At 63.7% G+C, this 17329-nt stretch carries 18 protein-coding genes; 9 read left to right on the plus strand and 9 right to left on the minus strand.

What is annotated here, in order from left to right:
* Positions 1 to 41 precede the first annotated feature (41 nt).
* The 4 genes from DDE76_RS11495 to DDE76_RS11510 are packed head-to-tail and all read left to right on the plus strand — an operon-like array spanning position 42 to position 4003.
* The gene (locus DDE76_RS11495; RefSeq protein ID WP_104891823.1) at positions 42 to 929 is read left to right on the plus strand and encodes a LysR family transcriptional regulator; all 888 of its coding nucleotides are present in this window, start codon (positions 42 to 44) and stop codon (positions 927 to 929) included.
* Positions 930 to 968: 39 nt separating this feature from the next.
* The gene (gene xseA, locus DDE76_RS11500; RefSeq protein WP_104891824.1) at positions 969 to 2585 is read left to right on the plus strand and encodes an exodeoxyribonuclease VII large subunit; all 1617 of its coding nucleotides are present in this window, start codon (positions 969 to 971) and stop codon (positions 2583 to 2585) included.
* A gap of 48 nt (positions 2586 to 2633) precedes the next feature.
* Positions 2634 to 2855, plus strand: coding sequence for a DUF2093 domain-containing protein (locus DDE76_RS11505; protein WP_104891825.1), 222 nt, complete (start codon positions 2634 to 2636; stop codon positions 2853 to 2855).
* A 32-nt stretch (positions 2856 to 2887) separates the two neighbouring features.
* Positions 2888 to 4003: a glycosyltransferase family protein gene (locus tag DDE76_RS11510; protein ID WP_157955765.1), complete on the plus strand. Its 1116-nt coding sequence runs from the start codon at positions 2888 to 2890 to the stop codon at positions 4001 to 4003.
* On the opposite strand, the gene DDE76_RS11515 is transcribed toward DDE76_RS11510, so the two are convergent.
* From DDE76_RS11515 to DDE76_RS11525, 3 genes are read right to left on the minus strand one after another with little or no spacing between them, the layout of a single operon-like run.
* Complete coding sequence (locus DDE76_RS11515; RefSeq protein WP_157955766.1) at positions 3969 to 5228, minus strand: O-antigen ligase family protein; 1260 nt, start codon at positions 5226 to 5228, stop codon at positions 3969 to 3971. The two genes, DDE76_RS11510 and DDE76_RS11515, sit on opposite strands and share 35 nt — an antisense overlap.
* Before the next feature lie 2 nt (positions 5229 to 5230).
* Positions 5231 to 5476: a DUF4170 domain-containing protein gene (locus tag DDE76_RS11520; RefSeq protein WP_104891828.1), complete on the minus strand. Its 246-nt coding sequence runs from the start codon at positions 5474 to 5476 to the stop codon at positions 5231 to 5233.
* A gap of 3 nt (positions 5477 to 5479) precedes the next feature.
* On the minus strand, positions 5480 to 6337 hold the full coding sequence (locus DDE76_RS11525) for a 3'(2'),5'-bisphosphate nucleotidase CysQ (protein ID WP_104891829.1): 858 nt from the start codon (positions 6335 to 6337) through the stop codon (positions 5480 to 5482).
* 254 nt (positions 6338 to 6591) lie between these two features.
* On the opposite strand from DDE76_RS11525, the gene DDE76_RS11530 reads away from it, so the two are divergent.
* Complete coding sequence (locus DDE76_RS11530) at positions 6592 to 7107, plus strand: DUF6101 family protein (protein ID WP_157955767.1); 516 nt, start codon at positions 6592 to 6594, stop codon at positions 7105 to 7107.
* Positions 7108 to 7183: 76 nt separating this feature from the next.
* Here DDE76_RS11530 and ubiA read toward each other — a convergent pair whose 3' ends face one another.
* Positions 7184 to 8116: a 4-hydroxybenzoate octaprenyltransferase gene (ubiA, locus tag DDE76_RS11535; protein WP_104891831.1), complete on the minus strand. Its 933-nt coding sequence runs from the start codon at positions 8114 to 8116 to the stop codon at positions 7184 to 7186.
* A gap of 190 nt (positions 8117 to 8306) precedes the next feature.
* On the opposite strand from ubiA, the gene DDE76_RS11540 reads away from it, so the two are divergent.
* The 4 genes from DDE76_RS11540 to DDE76_RS11555 all read left to right on the plus strand — a co-directional run bounded on the left by DDE76_RS11540 (position 8307) and on the right by DDE76_RS11555 (position 13035).
* Positions 8307 to 9056 (plus strand): 16S rRNA (uracil(1498)-N(3))-methyltransferase, encoded by a 750-nt coding sequence (locus tag DDE76_RS11540; protein WP_104891832.1) that lies wholly within the window; start codon positions 8307 to 8309, stop codon positions 9054 to 9056.
* Between the two features lie 71 nt (positions 9057 to 9127).
* Positions 9128 to 10498 carry a glutamate--cysteine ligase gene (locus tag DDE76_RS11545; protein WP_104891833.1) on the plus strand — a complete coding sequence of 457 codons (1371 nt, stop codon included), beginning with the start codon at positions 9128 to 9130 and terminating at the stop codon, positions 10496 to 10498.
* A 241-nt stretch (positions 10499 to 10739) separates the two neighbouring features.
* A complete protein-coding gene (purD, locus tag DDE76_RS11550) occupies positions 10740 to 12011 on the plus strand; it encodes a phosphoribosylamine--glycine ligase (protein WP_104891834.1) in 1272 nt (423 codons plus the stop codon).
* A gap of 28 nt (positions 12012 to 12039) precedes the next feature.
* A complete protein-coding gene (locus tag DDE76_RS11555; RefSeq protein ID WP_157955768.1) occupies positions 12040 to 13035 on the plus strand; it encodes a patatin-like phospholipase family protein in 996 nt (331 codons plus the stop codon).
* Positions 13036 to 13037: 2 nt separating this feature from the next.
* Here DDE76_RS11555 and DDE76_RS11560 read toward each other — a convergent pair whose 3' ends face one another.
* From DDE76_RS11560 to DDE76_RS11580, 5 genes are all read right to left on the minus strand, one after another.
* Positions 13038 to 14009, minus strand: coding sequence for an NAD(P)-dependent alcohol dehydrogenase (locus tag DDE76_RS11560; RefSeq protein WP_104891836.1), 972 nt, complete (start codon positions 14007 to 14009; stop codon positions 13038 to 13040).
* A 20-nt stretch (positions 14010 to 14029) separates the two neighbouring features.
* On the minus strand, positions 14030 to 14263 hold the full coding sequence (locus tag DDE76_RS11565) for a helix-turn-helix transcriptional regulator (RefSeq protein WP_104891837.1): 234 nt from the start codon (positions 14261 to 14263) through the stop codon (positions 14030 to 14032).
* Complete coding sequence (locus DDE76_RS11570) at positions 14263 to 14727, minus strand: hypothetical protein (protein WP_104891838.1); 465 nt, start codon at positions 14725 to 14727, stop codon at positions 14263 to 14265. The genes DDE76_RS11565 and DDE76_RS11570 overlap by 1 nt, the downstream gene beginning before the upstream one ends.
* Before the next feature lie 112 nt (positions 14728 to 14839).
* Complete coding sequence (locus tag DDE76_RS11575) at positions 14840 to 15292, minus strand: nucleoside deaminase (protein WP_104891839.1); 453 nt, start codon at positions 15290 to 15292, stop codon at positions 14840 to 14842.
* 88 nt (positions 15293 to 15380) lie between these two features.
* Positions 15381 to 17018, minus strand: a complete 1638-nt coding sequence (locus DDE76_RS11580; protein ID WP_245891889.1) for an alpha/beta hydrolase — start codon at positions 17016 to 17018, stop codon at positions 15381 to 15383.
* Positions 17019 to 17329 lie beyond the last annotated feature (311 nt).

The raw sequence follows: 17329 nt of genomic DNA on the forward strand, positions 1-17329 counted from the left end.
AAATAGATTTCATCCACTCGATCAATTTGGGTGATGGAACGATGGCTGCCCCCCTTGACCTCGATCAGTTGCAGAGTTTCTGCGCCATTGCCGATTGCGGCAGCTTCACGGAAGCGGCGCGGCGGGTAAACAAAACCCAGTCAGCCGTGTCGATGCAGATCAAGCGCCTCGAAGAAAGACTGGGCCAGACCCTGCTCACCCGTGATGGGCGCAGTGTCAGCCTTACTCATCACGGCGAGGTGCTCTATGAGCGGGCGCGCAAGATGCTGCGCACCAATGCGGAAATCCTTGATCACTTCAATGACAGCGATTTGGCCGGTTCCATCCGGTTCGGCGTCCCGGACGATTATGCCGTGCGCCTCTTGCCGGTGATCCTCTCGAGTTTCCAGCGGACCCATCCCCGGATTGCGGTGGACGTGAGCTGCATGGCCTCGGAGGAATTGCTGAACGGGATGAAGGCGGGCCGCTATGACCTCATCGTCTTCACCCAGGGCACCGATCACAATTTCGGGGAGCTGTTCCGCACCGAAAAGATGTTCTGGGTGGCCAGCCACGGGGGCCGCGCCCTTGCCAATGAGCCGCTCGGGATTGCCTGCGGACCCAATTGCTGCATCTGGCGCAAGGACGCGATGGAACAGCTCGACCGCAGCGGGCTGGACTATCGCGTTGCCTATACCTCATCCAACGCCACCGCCATTTCCTCGGCCGTTCTGTCGGACCTGGCCATCGGTTTTTTGCCCGAAAGCGCGTTGCAGCCGGGCATGCGCGTGATCGGCGACGAATATGGCCTGCCCCGACTGGCCGATGCGCAGATCGCCCTCACCCGCGCCAGCCACGCCTATGGCGGCATTTATGACGCGCTGGCCAACCACATCGTCCAGTCCATGGGCAATCTGGAGGGGGCGGCACAGGTGGAAGCTGCCGAGTAGCGGCTTGACCCGTTCCCGGCTTTGTCGCACCAGAGGCGTATGTCCCAGCTTCTGACCAATGCCGCCGAGTTCACCGTTTCCGAGATTGCCCAGGCGGTCAAACGCACGGTCGAGGATGAATTCGGCCATGTGCGGGTGCGCGGCGAGATATCCGGCTTTCGCGGGCAGCACTCCTCGGGTCACGCCTATTTCACGCTCAAGGACGATGCGGCCTCAATCGACGCTGTGGTCTGGAAGGGCAATTATGCGCGTCTCGCCTTCAAGCCCGAGGAAGGCCTGGAAGTCATCGCCACGGGGCGGCTGACGACCTTCCCGCGTTCTTCGAAATATCAGATCGTCATCGAGAACATCGAGCCGGCCGGTGCCGGCGCGCTGATGGCGCTGCTCGAGGAGCGCCGCAAGAAGCTGCTCGCCGAGGGGCTGTTCGCCCGCGAGCGCAAGCGCCCCCTGCCCTATCTTCCAAGGGTCATTGGCGTCATCACCTCCCCGACCGGCGCTGTGATCCGCGATATCCTGCATCGGCTTGATGACCGGTTCCCCTCGCACGTCTTGGTCTGGCCGGTGCGCGTGCAGGGCGATACCTGCGCCCCCGAAGTGGTCAACGCCATTGAGGGCTTCAACGCATTTCTGCCCGATGGGCCAATACCGCGGCCCGATCTCTTGATCGTGGCGCGCGGTGGCGGCTCGATCGAAGACCTATGGGGGTTCAACGAGGAGGCCGTGGTCCGCGCTGTTGCCGGCTCGGACATCCCGGTCATTACCGCAGTCGGCCACGAGACAGACACGACGCTGGTTGATTATGCCTCGGACATGCGGGCACCCACGCCGACCGCTGCTGCCGAAGCTTCGGTGCCGGTGCGCGCCGAGCTGATCGCCTATGTCGATGACCAGGGCCTGCGCCAGCGCCAGGCCATGCGGCGGGAGCTGTCGAGCCTCAAGGACCGACTGCGGGCCGCCGGGGCTGGCCTGCCACGCCCGGCCGACCTGGTCTCGACGCAACGGCAGGGCCTGGACCTCGCCAGCAGCCAGCTTTCCGGGGCGCTTCGCCACTTCGTGCAGGCGCGGCGCATCCGCTTTTCCAATCTGGCGGCCTCGGTGCAGCCGCGCCTGGTCCGGCAGCGTCACGCTGAACTGGGCGAACGACTGGAGGCCCTTGGGCGCCGCAGGACGGCGGGGCTCCTGACCACAATCGACCGCGCCCGCCTCACTTTTGCGCCGCGCGCGCGTCAATTGCCCCAGGCGGCCGCCAATGCGCTCGAGCGCAAGCAAACCGCCCTGGCGCGCGTTTTGCCCCGACTGTCCGACAAGCCGCTGCGCGCCGAACTGCGGCATTCCCAGGGGCGGCTTTCTCCCATTGGTGCCCGGCTCAATGCCGCCGTCACCCAGACGACCCAGGCGCGTCGCTCGCAATGGGAGCAATTGGGCAAGCTTTTGGAAACCCTGAGTTATCGCAATGTCTTGGCACGCGGCTATGCACTGGTACAGGACGAAGTCGGCCAGATCGTCACCAGTCATGCGGCGACCCGGCCGGGCGACGCGCTCAAGCTGAGCTTTGCCGATGGCGAGGTCGGTGTTGTCGTTGCCGGCGCCCCCGCAGCCAAGCGGAAACCTGCCCGGTCCGGTCCGGACGAAGGTTCACAGGAAAGCCTCTTTTGATGAGCATTTCAGTCCGGTATAAAGGCCTGTCAGCCGAGGAATGAGACCATGAACATTTTCGACAAGGGGTTTGCGCCTGCAGAAGCGAACCTGCGCTATCTCGATGGCGATTATGTCGTGCTCAAGCCCGGCAGTTTTGTGCGCTGCGCAATCACCGGCAAGCCAATTCCGCTCGATGAACTGTTCTATTGGAGTGTGGACCGGCAGGAACCCTATGCCGACGCCATTGCCGCCAATACGGCCTTCGAACGCTTTGGCCGGGGCCATTAGGAGTGGTCGAGGCGGCGCCGCGTCAGCGCTTCTTGGTCATTTCGAACGGTCATGGCGAGGACTGGATCGCCTCCGCAATTGCCAAACATCTCACCGATAGATTTCTTGTAGAAGCCTGGCCCGTGCTGGGGAGCGGCAATGCCTATGCCGGCATCTGCCCGATCGTGGGGCCCCGGGCCCGGCTCGAATCGGGTGGCGCGCGCACGGCCAAGGGCTCGCTGCGCCGCGATTTGGCCAAGGGCGGGCTGGCCACCATTCCTCCGGCGCTGCGCTATATGCGCTCGATCCGCAATCGCTATGACCGCATCCTGGTGGTGGGCGACGCCATCGTGCCCTTGCTGGCCTGGATCACCGGCCATCGCGGCCTCTATTATGTCGACTGCTACAAGACCGGCGCGGCCCGGCTCTATTCGGGCCTGGAACGGCATGTGATTTCCCGCACTTGCCGAAGGGTTTTCTGCCGGGCCGATAATCTTGCCGAAATACTGCGCCAGGTGGGCGTCGAGGCGACCGCCCCGGGCAATCTGATGATGGATACCATCCCTTATGGCGACTATGACGCCCAGAGCCGGCGCAGCCAGCCGCTCGCGGTGACGCTGCTGCCCGGCAGCCGGGGGGAAACACCGGCCAGTTTTGCCCGCCAGGTGGATGCCCTGCGCCGCATGCCGGCCGAGCACCGGCCCGATGCCTTCCTGGCCGTGGCGGGGGAAATACCTGTCTCCGACCTGGCCGAAGCCAGTGGCCTGCAGCGCACCAATCTGCTCAGCGCCGAAGGCGATGATCTGGGCAGTCTTTCGGACGGCGACATCACGGTGCATCTCCTGCGCGGCCGGGCCATGGGCAATGTGCTCGCCGTTTCCGACATCGTGCTGTCACAGGCCGGGACCGCCACCACCCAGGCGCTCGGCCTGGGCAAGCCGGTCATTTACATGACCAGCCCGAAAGACCGGCAATCCCGCTTCGAGGACGAACAGCGCCTTTATGGCGAGGCGCGCATCGCCGTTCCGGGTGATGCCGAGGCTGTGGCCAAGGCGCTCGAAAGGCTGATCAATTCCCCCGAGGAACGGGCGCGCCTCGGCGCCATTGGCCGGGACCGCATTGGCGGCCCGGGCGCTATTGACGAGGTTCTGGCCGCGCTTGGCTCCTGACCCGCGCCCGATGGCCCAGCGCCATCAAGCCACCCAGCGCCACCGCGAACAGGGCGGTCTGCGGCAAGACGCCGAACATGGCATTGGTCAGCCCAAGCGTGGCATAGCCAACGATCAGCACCACAGCCGCAAGCCACAGTCCCGGAACATCCCGCAGGCGGAGGCCCCTCAGGGCGAGTGCAGGCGAAAGCAGCAGCAGGAAATAGGCAAGAATGCCCATGGCGCCGCCCAGCGCGGCGAAATCGGCGATGTCGCTATGCAGGTTTTCCAGCGTATGGAGCGATGTCATATCCGGGTACAGCGCACGCACCAGAGGCATCATCTGCCCATAGCCGATCCCAACGATGGGCGAGGACTGCAGGGCTTGCCAGCCCGCTTCATAGAGCGCCGTGCGATAGGGGTCGTTGGCCGTCATGAATGCCAGCAGGGCCGTCATCGGATCTTCTGCGGAAAGGGCCGAGGCCAGACTGGACGGGACCGTCAGCAGCCGCTGAACCAATAGGCTGTCCGCTGCCAGAACGACGAACAGCACCGCACCTGCGACTGCGGCAGCGATGGTCGCGAAGGCGAGGCGCCAGCTTTTGAAACCGATCAGCAGAACCGGCAGGCTGACCGCGGCCAGCGCCAGCCAGGCGAGCAGCGGCCCCCTCGAGCCGGAGAGGACCACGCCGACCATGGCCAGCGCCGGTCCGGCCAGATAGATCACCCGCCAGCGCGCTGCGTTGGACACCATGCCGACCAGTGCCAGGAAGCCCAAGATCGTGGTGATGCCGCCAAAATGGATCGGATTGTTGCCCACGCCGGCGCGCGCCGTTCCGGTGGATATTGCCTCCCACAGGCCAAAGGCTACAGCGCTGCCGACACCGAAGAGGCACAAGAGCGGAAAAATGTGCTCGCCAAGCCTGTCGAGACCTGCCTTCCCCCGCTCCAGCAATGCCGCAATGCCCGGCGCCGCCAGCATGGGAAGGCAGGCCGCCAGCGGCAGCAGGTCCATGGATGAGCGATAGACAAAGGGCAGAGTCGCAGCCAGCAGCAGCAACGCGGCATAGATCATGACCGCAGCGGGTCCGACCAGGGCCTTGCTCCGCGCGAACGCAGCAAGGCCAAGGCCAACCAACCCGCAGACGATGACGACATAGTCCGCGATAAATGGCGCGGTACCCATGAAGCCCAGCCCGGCCACAAGGGCTAGTCCGCCGACGGCGGACCAAAGGTCCAGCTTCAAGGTCAGGCCTTGGTTTTGTCGCTGTCGGGGTCCAGCAGGCGGTGCAGATGCACGATGAAATAGCGGGTCTGGGCGCTGTCGACGGTCTGCTGCGCCTTGGCACGCCAGACTTTTTCGGCCGCAGCGTAATTGGGATAGACGCCCACGATGTCCACCTGGTCAAGATCGGCAAAGGTGATGCCGTCCGTGCTGGCGAGTTCACCACCAATCACCAGGTGCAGCAGTTGCTTTTCGGTCGTTTCAGCCATCGGTCAGTCCCGCGTTTGAGGCAATTGAATCTCGGCAGTATCCGCGCTGTCCTGGGCCTGGGGGCAACCATAAACCTTGACCAGCGCGGCGTGCACGAGGGGTTTTAGGCTGATGTCCCCCAGGGCCGCAAGCGCCCCGTGACGCACATCTCGTTTGTTCAATTGTGGGAACCCGGTGCAGACATCGGCGAAGTCCAGACCACATTCACTCAGGATCACCGCCGCCCCGGCAATATCCCAATCCTGGGCGCCGCGCCGGGCCACTGCTGCGTCGAGCCTGCCGGTGGCCACCTGCACCAGCCGATAGGCCAAAGAGGGAAAGGCGGGGCCGCGCGCATAGTCGAGCCCGGCGGCCTGCAATTCCTGATGCACGGCGCCGGGCGCAGGGATCAGGGGCGGTGCTCCCGCCCGGCGGGTGCGGGTCAGGGGTTTGCCATTGATCCGGGCGCCGCCTCCCCTATGGGCGTCATAGAGCTCATCGCGCGCCGGCGCGTACACCACGCCGGCAACCGGAACCCCGTTTTCCACCACCGCCAGCGAGACAGTCCAGTAATCCTCGCCGCGCAGGAACGCGCGCGTGCCGTCAATGGGATCGACCACAAACACCCGCTCGCAGTCCAGGCGTGAAGGATTGTCCACCGTTTCTTCACTGAGCCAGCCATAATCGGGCCGCGCCTGCAGCAGGTTTGCCGCCAAAAACCGGTCGACCACGATATCGGCCTCGCTCACGGGCGAGGCATTCTCCTTGGTCCAGGACTTGATGTCGCGCCTGAAATAGCTCGAGGCGATGATGCCCGCTGCCACCGCTGTCGAGCGGAGCAGTTCAAGATCATCATCATAGGGTGGGGCGAAAGCCGGCATTGTGCGGGCCTTTTAGGCTTGGTGGCGCTTTTCCACAAGAGCGCGGCGCTCACGGGCAAATGTGGCAGGGTAAACAGGAGTGCAAGAGGCTGGGTTAACCGCTTCTGACTGGGTGCAATACCCCGCTAACCCTCCGGGAAAACAACATAAATTTAACCCAACCGATTAAGGGCGTGGGTAAGGGGCTGGGGTAGATTGCCCTTACAAACGGAGCACAAGAAACAAGCTCTCGAAGTTACAGGAAGGCATCAAAAATGGTTCATGGCGTTGCGATGGAAGGGTCGTCGGTTGTTCTGGCCTTTGGCCGCCCGGCCGTAGCCGAGCGCCGCTTTATGGCGGCCAACGACAATGGTCCCAAGGACCCGGTCAAGACCGTTACGGTCCGCAAGATGCTCGAGCAGAGCGGCGTGGCGATCAAGATCAAGGTGCCGGTCACCGAATTCATCGGCGTGGCCGTGGCCACCGCGATTTCCGAAGACGGCATGCTGACCAGCTCGATCGAACTGGTCCATTCGGACGCCGAGCTGAACTACAAGGTGTTCGAGGAAGAGGGCAATCACAACGTCGTGGCCGAATGGCAGAACTGGGGCAAGAAACTCCGCCTGCCGCTGTTCATCAAGGCCGGCGATGGCGCCTACATGCCCTATAGCCAGCAGGTCGATGGCGTCATGCTGGGCAATACCGCCCCGCGCCGGAAGCTCGCCGCCGATGCCTCGCGCCGCCCGCGTTTCCTCAACCGCCGCAAGCCCGGCCAGGCGGACGCGCACTAGATCCATTGCTCTCCAAAGCAAGCCGAAAAGGGTCAACCGGTGGTGCGGTTGGCCCTTTCGGCTGTTCTGGCGGCAGCTACCAAACCCATTCGGCCAGCAGCGCCAGTGTTAGGGCCATGCCGACATAATGGTTGTTGTAGAAGCGGTTGAACGGATTGAGCGGGATTTCCCTGTCCAGCGTCCAGAGCTGCCAGGCCAGCAGGCCCGCCGCTACCAGCGAGAGACCGGCAAAGATCACCCCGCCCCCGGCCATCAGCGAGGCCACATTCCAGAGCAGGAAGGCGCCGGCATAGAGCACTGCCACCGCCGGCCGGACATTGTCGCCGAACAGGCGCGCGGTGGATTTGACGCCGACCAGCGCATCATCCTCGATATCCTGCAGCGCATAGATGGTGTCATAGCCGATGACCCAGAGGATGGTGCCGGCATAGAGCACCACCGGCGCCCAGCTCAGGCCCCCGGTCTGGCTCGACCAGCCCACCAGCGCCCCGTAGGAAAAGGCCAGCCCCAGGAAAAGCTGCGGCCACCAGGTGATGCGCTTCATGAAGGGGTAGATCGCCACCAGCACCAGCGAGGCAATGGCCGCGTAAACCGTGAAGCGATTGAACTGAAACAGGATTGCCGAGGCCAGCAGCGCCTGGGCCACCAGAAAATAGAAGGCTTCTCGGGATGTGACCTGGCCCGAGGGAATCGGGCGCGAGCGGGTGCGGGCGACCTTCATGTCGATGTCGCGATCGACAATGTCGTTAAAGGTGCACCCCGCTCCGCGCATCAATATGGCGCCGAGAAACATCAGAATGGCCGCCCACCAGCCAAAGCCAAATGCCGGTTGGGCGAGCGCGGCCAGGCCAATCCCCCAGGCGCAGGGCCAGAACAGCAGGTAAAAACCGATAGGCCGGTCCCAGCGCGCCAGACGGCCATAGGGCTTGACCGGCTCGGGCGCATGGCGATCGAGCCAATTGTCCTTTTGCGCGTCGGCAACGGTGCCGGTGGGATTTGGGGTATTCATGTGCGTCTCTCGCGTGCCACCGATTTCCCCCCCTCCTGTGGGAGGGGGACGGATTTTCTGCGTTCAGCAGAAAATCAGGGTGAGGGGTTCTCTCCACGCATACAGCGTTTATGGTGGCGCGCAAAACCCCTCATCCGCCCCTTCGGGGCACCTTCTCCCACAAGGGGAGAAGGAAAAATGGTGCCTATTCATGCCCCGAAGCCACGCCTCGCTTCCCCGCCTGTTCGTCGAGCCGGATCTTGCGGTAGGAACGGAACTGACATTGAACAAGGACCAGTCCCTCTATCTCGCCGCGGTCCTCCGCAAGAGCGTGGGCGAGGAGGTGGTGCTGTTCAATGGCCGGGACGGCGCCTGGCTCTGCCGGCTGACCAGCGATTCGAAAAAGTCGGTCGCGTTGGCAACCGTCGAGCAAATCGCCCCGCAAACCCCACCATCCGATCTCTGGTACGGTTTTGCCCCGCTCAAGAGCGAACGGCTCGATTATGTGGTGCAAAAGGCGGTCGAGATGGGCGCGGGCACCATCCAGCCGGTCATGACCCAGTTTACCCAGCTCCACCGCCTCAAGCCCGAGCGCCTTGCTGCCAACGCCATAGAAGCGGCCGAGCAATGCGAGGTGCTCAGCGTGCCGCAGATTGCTCCGGCCGTTGATCTCAATACCCTGCTCGATGGCTGGGTTGCAGCCCATGGCGACCGCAAGCTGGTGTTCGCCGACGAAGGCGAGGCGTCTTCATCGCCGATCCATGCGCTGGAACAGCAACGCGGGCAGCGTATTGGCCTCGTCATCGGGCCGGAAGGCGGATTTTCGGATACCGAGCGGGAAAAACTGCGCGCCCTGCCCTTCGTTGTCCCCATCAGCCTTGGGCCCAGAATCCTGCGCGCCGACACGGCGGCGGTGGCCGGATTGGCGGTGATACAGGCTATCATCGGTGATTGGCGATAAAAGGCGATTGCTTTCCGTCTTGCTCTCGCTATGTTCGCGCCACAGTTTAGACCCTCGAACATGAGGACCATATGGCCGGTGCCGACACCCCCTCGCCCCTGATTTCTTCACGGGCAGATCTTATCGAGGCGATGGAACGCGGCGCCAAGCCGGCGGATCAATGGCGCATCGGCACTGAGCACGAGAAACACGTGTTCCACACCAATCCGCTGCGCCCGGTCGCCTATGAGGGCGAACAGGGCATTCGGGCGCTGCTCGACGGCATCGAGAAGGAAACCGGCTGGCATCCCTTCTATGATGGCGACCACCCGATCGGTCTTCGGAACAACGAGATCGCCGGCGGCATTTCGCTCGAACCGGGCGGCCAGTTCGAGCTTTCCGGCTCGCCCATGGTGGACCTGCACGGCACAGCCGACGAACTGTCTGAGCATATGCGGGTGGCCAAGAAAGTCGCCGAACCGCTCGACATTCATTTCCTGGGGCTGGGCGTCACTCCGCTCTGGGCGGTGGAGGAAATCGCCTCCATGCCCAAGTCACGCTACGCCATCATGACCAAATATATGGGCCAGACCGGCACGCTGGGCACATCGATGATGTATCGCTCGGCCACGGTGCAGACCAATCTCGATTTCTCCGGCGAGGCCGACATGGTCAAGAAGCTGCGCGTCTCGCTGGCGCTGCAGCCCATTGCCACGGCCCTGTTCGCCAATTCGCCTTTCGCGGGCGGCCGCGACACCGGCTATCTCAGCTTCCGCAGCGAAATCTGGCGCAATACCGACGACGAACGCACAGGCATGCTGCCCTTCGTGTTCGAGGCTGGCTTCGGGTTCGAACGCTATGCCGACTACGCGCTCGACGTGCCGATGTATTTCGTCATCCGCGACCACAAATACGTCAATGTCGCCGGCGAGAGTTTTCGCGATTTCCTCGATGGCCGCCTGCCGCAACTGCCGGGTGAGAAACCGACCATCAAGGACTGGGAAGATCACCTCTCCACCCTCTTCCCCGAAGTGCGTCTCAAGCAGTTCCTGGAAATGCGCGGCGCCGATATGGGCGATGAGGCGCATGTGGTGGCGCTGTCCGCGTTCTGGACGGGCCTGCTCTATGACGACATCGCGCTCGAAGGTGCGTGGGAGCTGGTGCGCAACTGGACCGATGATGATCGCGAGCATCTGCGCCGCGAAGTGCCCCGCCTCGGGCTCGACACGCCCTTCGATCGCTCTTCGCTGTTCGATGTCGCCGCCCAGGCCGTGGGCATTGCCGAAGCGGGCCTGGTGCGCCGCAATCGCCTCAACGCCAAAGGCCAGGACGAAACCATCTATCTCGCCCCGCTCGAAGAAACCGTGCGCAGCGGCAAAGCCCCGGCCCAGCGCTGGCTCGACAAATTCCACGGCGAATGGAAGGGCGACCTGACGCCGATCTTCAAGGAAGCCGAGCTTTAAGGGAGGTGCGTCCGGCGAATGAGGTTGGCGTCAAGACCCCTCACCCGCCGGCTTCGCCGTCGACATCTCCCCCTGGGGGCGAGGTGTCGCTACGCGAACTCGCACTCTTGGCGTCTCCCTTCAGAGAGGGGTCGGCCCGGAGGACCGGGTGAGGAGGCCTTCCCGGCAATAACCCGCAGCTCCCCCTTGCCCTCTTCTCCTGTCTCGTGCATCACGCCCGCAAACGGCACGGAGGCACGACATGCGCGTATTGGTCATTGGTTCGGGCGGGCGCGAACATGCATTGGCCTGGAAGATTGCGCAGTCGCCGCTGGTCGAAGCCCTGTTCGTGGCGCCGGGCAATGGCGGGACCGAGAGCGTCGCCACCAACCTTAATATCGACATCACCAACCATGCCGCGGTCATCGCCGCGGCGCAGGAACACGCCATCGACTTCGTCGTGGTCGGCCCCGATGCGCAGGTCGTGGCCGGGTTGGGCGATGATGTCTGCGCCGCCGGCATCACCTGTTTCTGTCCGTCGAAACAGGCCGGCCAGCTCGAAGGCTCGAAGAGCTTCACCAAGGCGCTGTGCGACCAATTCGATATCCCCACCGCCGCCTATGGGCGGTTCGAGGACGAGGCCTCGGCCCTGGCCTATCTCTATACGCAGGGCGCACCCATTGTGATCAAGGCCGATGGTCTTGCCGCCGGCAAGGGTGTCACTGTGGCGATGAGTGTCGAGGAGGCAGAGGCCGCCATTATCGATTGCTTTGCCGGCGCCTTCGGACAATCTGGCGCGTCCGTGGTTATCGAGGAATTCATGGAGGGCGAAGAGGTCAGCCTTTTCGTGCTCACCGATGGCACCGCCATTCTCCCCCTCACCACCGCTCAGGACCATAAGCGCGCCTTTGACGGCGATACCGGCCCCAACACCGGCGGCATGGGCGCCTATTCGCCGGCCCCGGTGATGAGCCGCGAAATCTATGACGAGACCATGGCCCGCATCGTCGAGCCGACCGTGCGCGGCATGGCCCAGCGCGGCACACCCTATGCCGGCGTCCTCTATGCCGGACTGATGCTGACCGAGGCCGGGCCCAAGCTTGTGGAATACAATGCCCGCTTCGGCGATCCGGAGTGCCAGGTGATGATGATGCGCATGGACAGCGACATCGTGCCCCTGCTCCACGCGGTCGCCACCGGCACCCTGGCCGGCCACGATGTCGCCTGGAAAGACCAGTTTGCCCTCACGGTCATCATGGCCACCCAGGGCTATCCCGGCGACTACGGCAAGGGCAGCGAGATAAAAGGGGTCGACGGCCTCGATAATAATGCACTGACCGTGTTCCACGCCGGAACGAAGCGTGATGGCAACCGTTTACTCGCCAATGGTGGGCGCGTGCTCAATGTCACGGCGCTCGGGGCATCGGTCAAAGAGGCACAGGAAAGTGCTTACAGAGGCGTGGACGCAATTGATTGGCCAGAAGGCTTCTGCCGACGCGACATCGGCTGGCGCGAAATCGCCCGAGAAGGCTGAACCATTCTTCAATCTTAAATCGCTAAGCTTGCTGCGAACCGTCTTTGACGCGGCCCCGCCGCAACGCCCGCTGACGCCATTGCAACAGCGCGGCATGGCGCTGGCGGACAGGCTGCGCATGAAGGGTGCGGAGCGTGGCAGGATGAACACGAGCAGCGAACCGAAAATCGGCGTGGCCCTGGGCGGCGGCTCGGCCCGTGGCCTCACCCATATTCCCTATATCGAGGCCATGGACGAACTCGGCCTCAAGCCCACGGTGATTTCCGGCACTTCGATCGGGGCGCTGATCGGCGCCGGCTGGGCCGCAGGCATGACCGGCAGGGAGTTGCGCGAGCATTCCTTCGAGGTGCTGGGCACGCTGCGCACCATTGCCAGCCGGCTCTGGGCCACCCAGATCCGTGGCCTTGGCGGCCTGCTCAAGAATGGCATTTCCATGCAGATCGAAGCCACCAGCGTGGTGGACGCCTTCCTGCCGGACAATTTCCCGCTCGAATTCAAGGACCTCAAGGTGCCACTCTATGTCGTGGCCACCGATTTCCAGTCCTGGCACCAGGTGGTGTTCAATTCCGGTCTGCTGCGCCCGGCCATATCCGGCTCCCTGGCCATTCCGAGCTTTTTCAAACCGGTCATCTACAACAATCACCTGCTGGTCGATGGCGGCGTGGTCAATCCGCTGCCGCTCGACCAGGCCGATATCGGCACCGATTTCCTGATCGGCATCGATGTGGCCGGGGACCCCTCGGCCAATCTCACCAAGACCGACCACAAGGCGATCGATATCTGGTTCGGCTCCGCCCAGATCATGATGCATTCGCTGACGGCGCACATGATGGCGGCCTATCCGCCCGATATCTATATCCGCCCCCGCGTTTCCCATATCGGGGCCATGGAATTCTGGCGGGTACGGGAAATCATCGCCCATGCCGATGCCGAGAAGGACCGCTTCAAGCGCATGCTCGAGCACAAGATTGAAGCCTATATCCAGAACCAGATCGCGCCGATCGACTCCAACCCAAACGACTGACCCTACTGAGCGACCTGTACCACGACACTGCCACGCTTGCGCCCGGTGTCGACATGGGCATGGGCGGCCGGCATGTCGGTGAAGGCATAGATTTTGTCGATATGCGGCCGGTACTGGCCCAGCGCCGCCAGTCGGCCGAGTTCGACAATATCCTCGATCCGCTCATCGGCCGGCCCGGCAATCATCCGTTTTCCCTCCGGTCCCTTGCGCAGGCTGCCCAGCATTTCCTTCAGCGTTCCGGCAATGGCGAGATAGCGTCCATTGGGGGTGAGCAGCTTTTGTGCCGTGGCGAAATCCATCGCCTCGACCGTGTCGGCAATGACTTCGAAACGCTCAGCCAGCCGGGCAATATCGGTCTTTTGATAATCGATCACCGTGTCCGCGCCATGCGCCCTGACCAGGTCCAGATTGCCCGCGCTGGTCGTGGCGGCGACATGCGCCCCCGCCAGCTTGCCCAGTTGCACCATGGCCGAGCCGACGGCGCCCGCACCACCGAGCACCAGCATGGATTGCCCCGCCCGCACCGCGCCGCGCCGCAGAAAAGTCAGGGCCGTGGTGCCGCCGAAGCAGAGCGCGGCACCGGTCTGCATGTCGACACCCTCAGGCAGATGGGCGACCGGGCCGGTTTCCTTGAGCAGCACATACTCGGCATGTGCGCCCATCCTGCCGCCGGGAAAGGCATAGACCGCCTCGCCGGGCGAGAACCGCGTGACGCCCTGCCCCACGGCCTCGACCACCCCGGAGAGTTCCGTCCCCAGGACCGGTTGGCGCGGCCGGCTCCAGCCCAGCGCCAACCGTCCGAGCGTCTTCATGCCGGGCGGAAGATCGCAGGCGCGGATGCGGCGGTCTCCCGAATTGACCGTGGTCGCGTGCACCTTCACCAGGATTTCTCCGGGCTTGGGGACGGGTTTGGCGACCTCCTCGAGGCGCAGCACGTCAGGGCGGCCATAATCGCGGGCAAACCAGGCTTTCATTACCTTGCTCCTTGGGGCCGCTAGCGGCCCTGTTCCTCGTCGGCTTTCCACTGGAAAACCACGCCAATCTCGACGCCGAAGACCTCGGCGATGCGAAAGGCAGCTTCGAGCGAGGGCGAATATTTGTTCTGCTCAATGGCCGCGACAGTCTGCCGGGTCATGCCGATGGCATCGGCCAGTTGCTGCTGGGTCATCTCGCCATGCTCGAAGCGCAGCCGCCGGATGGTGTTGGAAATAGGGGGCGGCGCCGGCATCAGGCGTACATCCGGTACTGGATAATGATGATGATCTCGCGCACCAGGGCCGCAAAGGCGGTGACGAAGAGGATCAGGTTGACCAGCATGATCGCCGTCGCCCCCACCGGATCGATCGTGAAATCGGTGCGCGCAATTTCGGTGATCCACTTGCTCGCCAGCACGATGGTGACCAGCAGGATTTCGAGCAGCGCCAGTCCGTAGCGGTTCGAAATGGCCTCGATCCGCACTTCCATTTCATCAGCCGGCGGGTCGAATGCCTGCCCGCCCAGACGCGCTGCGATCATCGCGGCCGGCAACATGATGACCACGGCAATCCCGAAGCACCAGAGGAACCGCCAGAACAGCACGTCCCCGTCCAGTTGGCGCGCGGCAAAGTCGGCCCAGACGCTCCAGAAATACCAGCCAAAGATCACCAGCGAGGTGGTCACCGCGATCCACGCCACTTTTTCCCGCATCGACATTCATCGTCTCCGTGCCAAACATCCTTGTCGCTATATCAACCATTTCAAACATGATGTCAATAATCTTTGACATCATGTTATGTAAGACTTCCATAGCTATCTGGCGCAGAGCCTAGTCCCGGAGCTTCCTGAAGAAATCCACCAGCATCGCCTCGGCACGACCGGCCGAAAGCCCGCCGATCACCTCCGGCCGATGGTGGCAGGTGGGCTGCTCGAACAGGCGGATGCCGTTTTCCACCGCCCCGGCCTTGGTGTCCTCGGCGGCGAAATAGATCCGGCGCAGTCGGGTATGGGCAATGGCCCCGGCACACATGGCGCAGGGTTCGAGCGTGACATAGAGGTCGCAGCCATCCAGCCGTCCGGTGCCGCGCGCCGCCAGCGCTGTTCTGATCGCCAGCATCTCGGCATGGGCGGTCGGGTCGGCCAGCGCCCGCATGCGATTGCGCTCTGCGGCCAGCACGGTCTCCCCCTCGACGATGACCGCACCCACCGGCGCCTCGCCTTGGGTGGCGGCCTCCTCAGCCAGGGCCAGGGCCAGTTCCATCGGCGAAGGCGCGCTCGACATCCGTTTCGTCCTCTATTCGTGGCGTCCCAGCGCCACATCACACTCCGCATACCCCAGCCCCGGGATGATTGCACCCCGGCCCGCTTGCTCAGTCCGGCGCGTATTTTTCTGGATCGATCGCGGCCTTCAACGCCTCCAGCTCGCCCTGCGTCCATCCTTCAGGCTGGGTGACCTCCACCCAGGCGTCGATATAGTCCGCCGGGTCATAGACATGGCCATGCCCCACCGGCGGGGTTTGCGCCAGCGCCGCATCGACCGCCAATTGCAGGAAGGTGATCACCGGATACCAGTTGAGCGCAGGCGAGACATCGGGGCCGCGCGGCGCGTTGAGCCAGTCGGGCCGCTGCCAGTCGGCATCGAAAGAAAAGAAGACGATCGGGTCACTGGCATATTGCAGGAAGACGATGCGCATCGGCCCCCAGGACAGGCCCTCCCAATCCTTGGCACCGGTCTGGTTCATGAAGCGCACCGCCGATGAATTGCCGAAGCGGGGCAGCCAGGCGGGCGATCCGGGCACCCGGCTCTCGGTCATGCGCGACCAGATCGGGCTGGAAAAGGGCGGCCCGGCCCAGAGCGCCCCGTCGAAGGGGTCAGCCAGCACGTCATAGACCGTGGTCGAATTCTGCGAGGCCAGCGCCCCCAGGCTCAATCCGTGCAGATAGAGCCTGGGCCGGTCATCGCGCGGCAATTGCGTCCAATAGTCATAGACAGTGTTGAACAGCGCCTGGGCGGTTTCGGTGCCCAGTTCGGGTTCGATCCACAGCGAAAGCACGCTGGTGAGATAAGAATATTGCACCGCCACGCTCGCCACATCACCCCCGTGGAGATATTCGAGCGTGTCGATGGCCGCTGGGTCGACCCAGCCGGTGCCCACCGGCGTCACCAGCACCAGCACCGAGCGCTCAAAGGCGCCGATGCGCACCAGTTCGGCCAGGGCAAGCTGGGCGCGTTCCATCACCGTGGGGGCCGAACGCAGGCCAACATAGGTGCGCAGCGGCTGCAGCGCCGGCTTGCCCGTCATGGCCTCAATCGCGGCCGCATCGGGCCCGGACCGCACATAGACCCGGGAATCCCGGCCGATGGTCTCCCACTCGATCAGCGACTCGGCGCTGCCGGTCTGGAACCACTGGCCGGGCGCTTCGGCATCGGTCTGCACCAGGGCGTCGAGCCGTTCGTAGAACGTGTCGGCCGCCCGCAGGGCCGAGCGCAGGAACAGATTGTTGACCAGAATGCTGATCAGCAGGGCCACCAGGGCCGTTGCCACCACAAAGGCGGCCCGGCGCGGCATATGCGGCAGCAGCCAGCGCCAGATCAGCCGGATGATGGTCACCAGCAGCTTGCCGATAATCAGGATGGTTGCGGCAATGGGCAGGGCAAAAGTCGCGATCTGCAGCGGCTGGTTTTCTTCTACCGGCGGCATCTCCATCACCGCGCGCACCGAGTTCTGCCATGTGTTGGAATACCACAGCGCCACCAGCACCAGCCCCAGGCAGACCAGCCCGACCAGCAGGCCCAGCGCGCGCGTGACCCGCCCCGGCGGCACCTTGAGCCCGAGGAACCCCCAAAGCCAATGCGCCAGATTGCCAAAGCCATAGCCGATGGCAAAGCAGCACCCCGACAGAATGCCCTGCACCGTCTCGGTGCGCGGCAGCAGCGAGGGCGTCAGCGACAGCGCAAAAAAGATCGACCCGACCAGCAGCCCCGGCGGCGAGAGATGATAGGCCACCGCATCCCAAAAGGCATTTGCCCTTTGGGCCCAATCCTTTGGCGGGCGGGAACCAATTCTCGACATGGCGCTTAGGTGAACCCGGAAGGCTGACGGGGTCAATGGCGGGGTGGGGCGGTCAGGCGGTGTTGCTCAGGCTGATTTGGGGTGGGAGGCGGACTCTCGGCTTCTCGCAGCGGGCATGCAATAACGGACATTGACCAAACGGAGAGAATTGTCGAGTGGATGGGAATGGCAGGAGGCCTGAACTTGGGTGAGCGTGTCGGCAAGTTTGTGATTTTGTCCGATCTGTAGCGATTACAGGGCAGCTG

The organism is Devosia indica (assembly GCF_003056405.1).
Classification (GTDB): domain Bacteria; phylum Pseudomonadota; class Alphaproteobacteria; order Rhizobiales; family Devosiaceae; genus Devosia; species Devosia indica.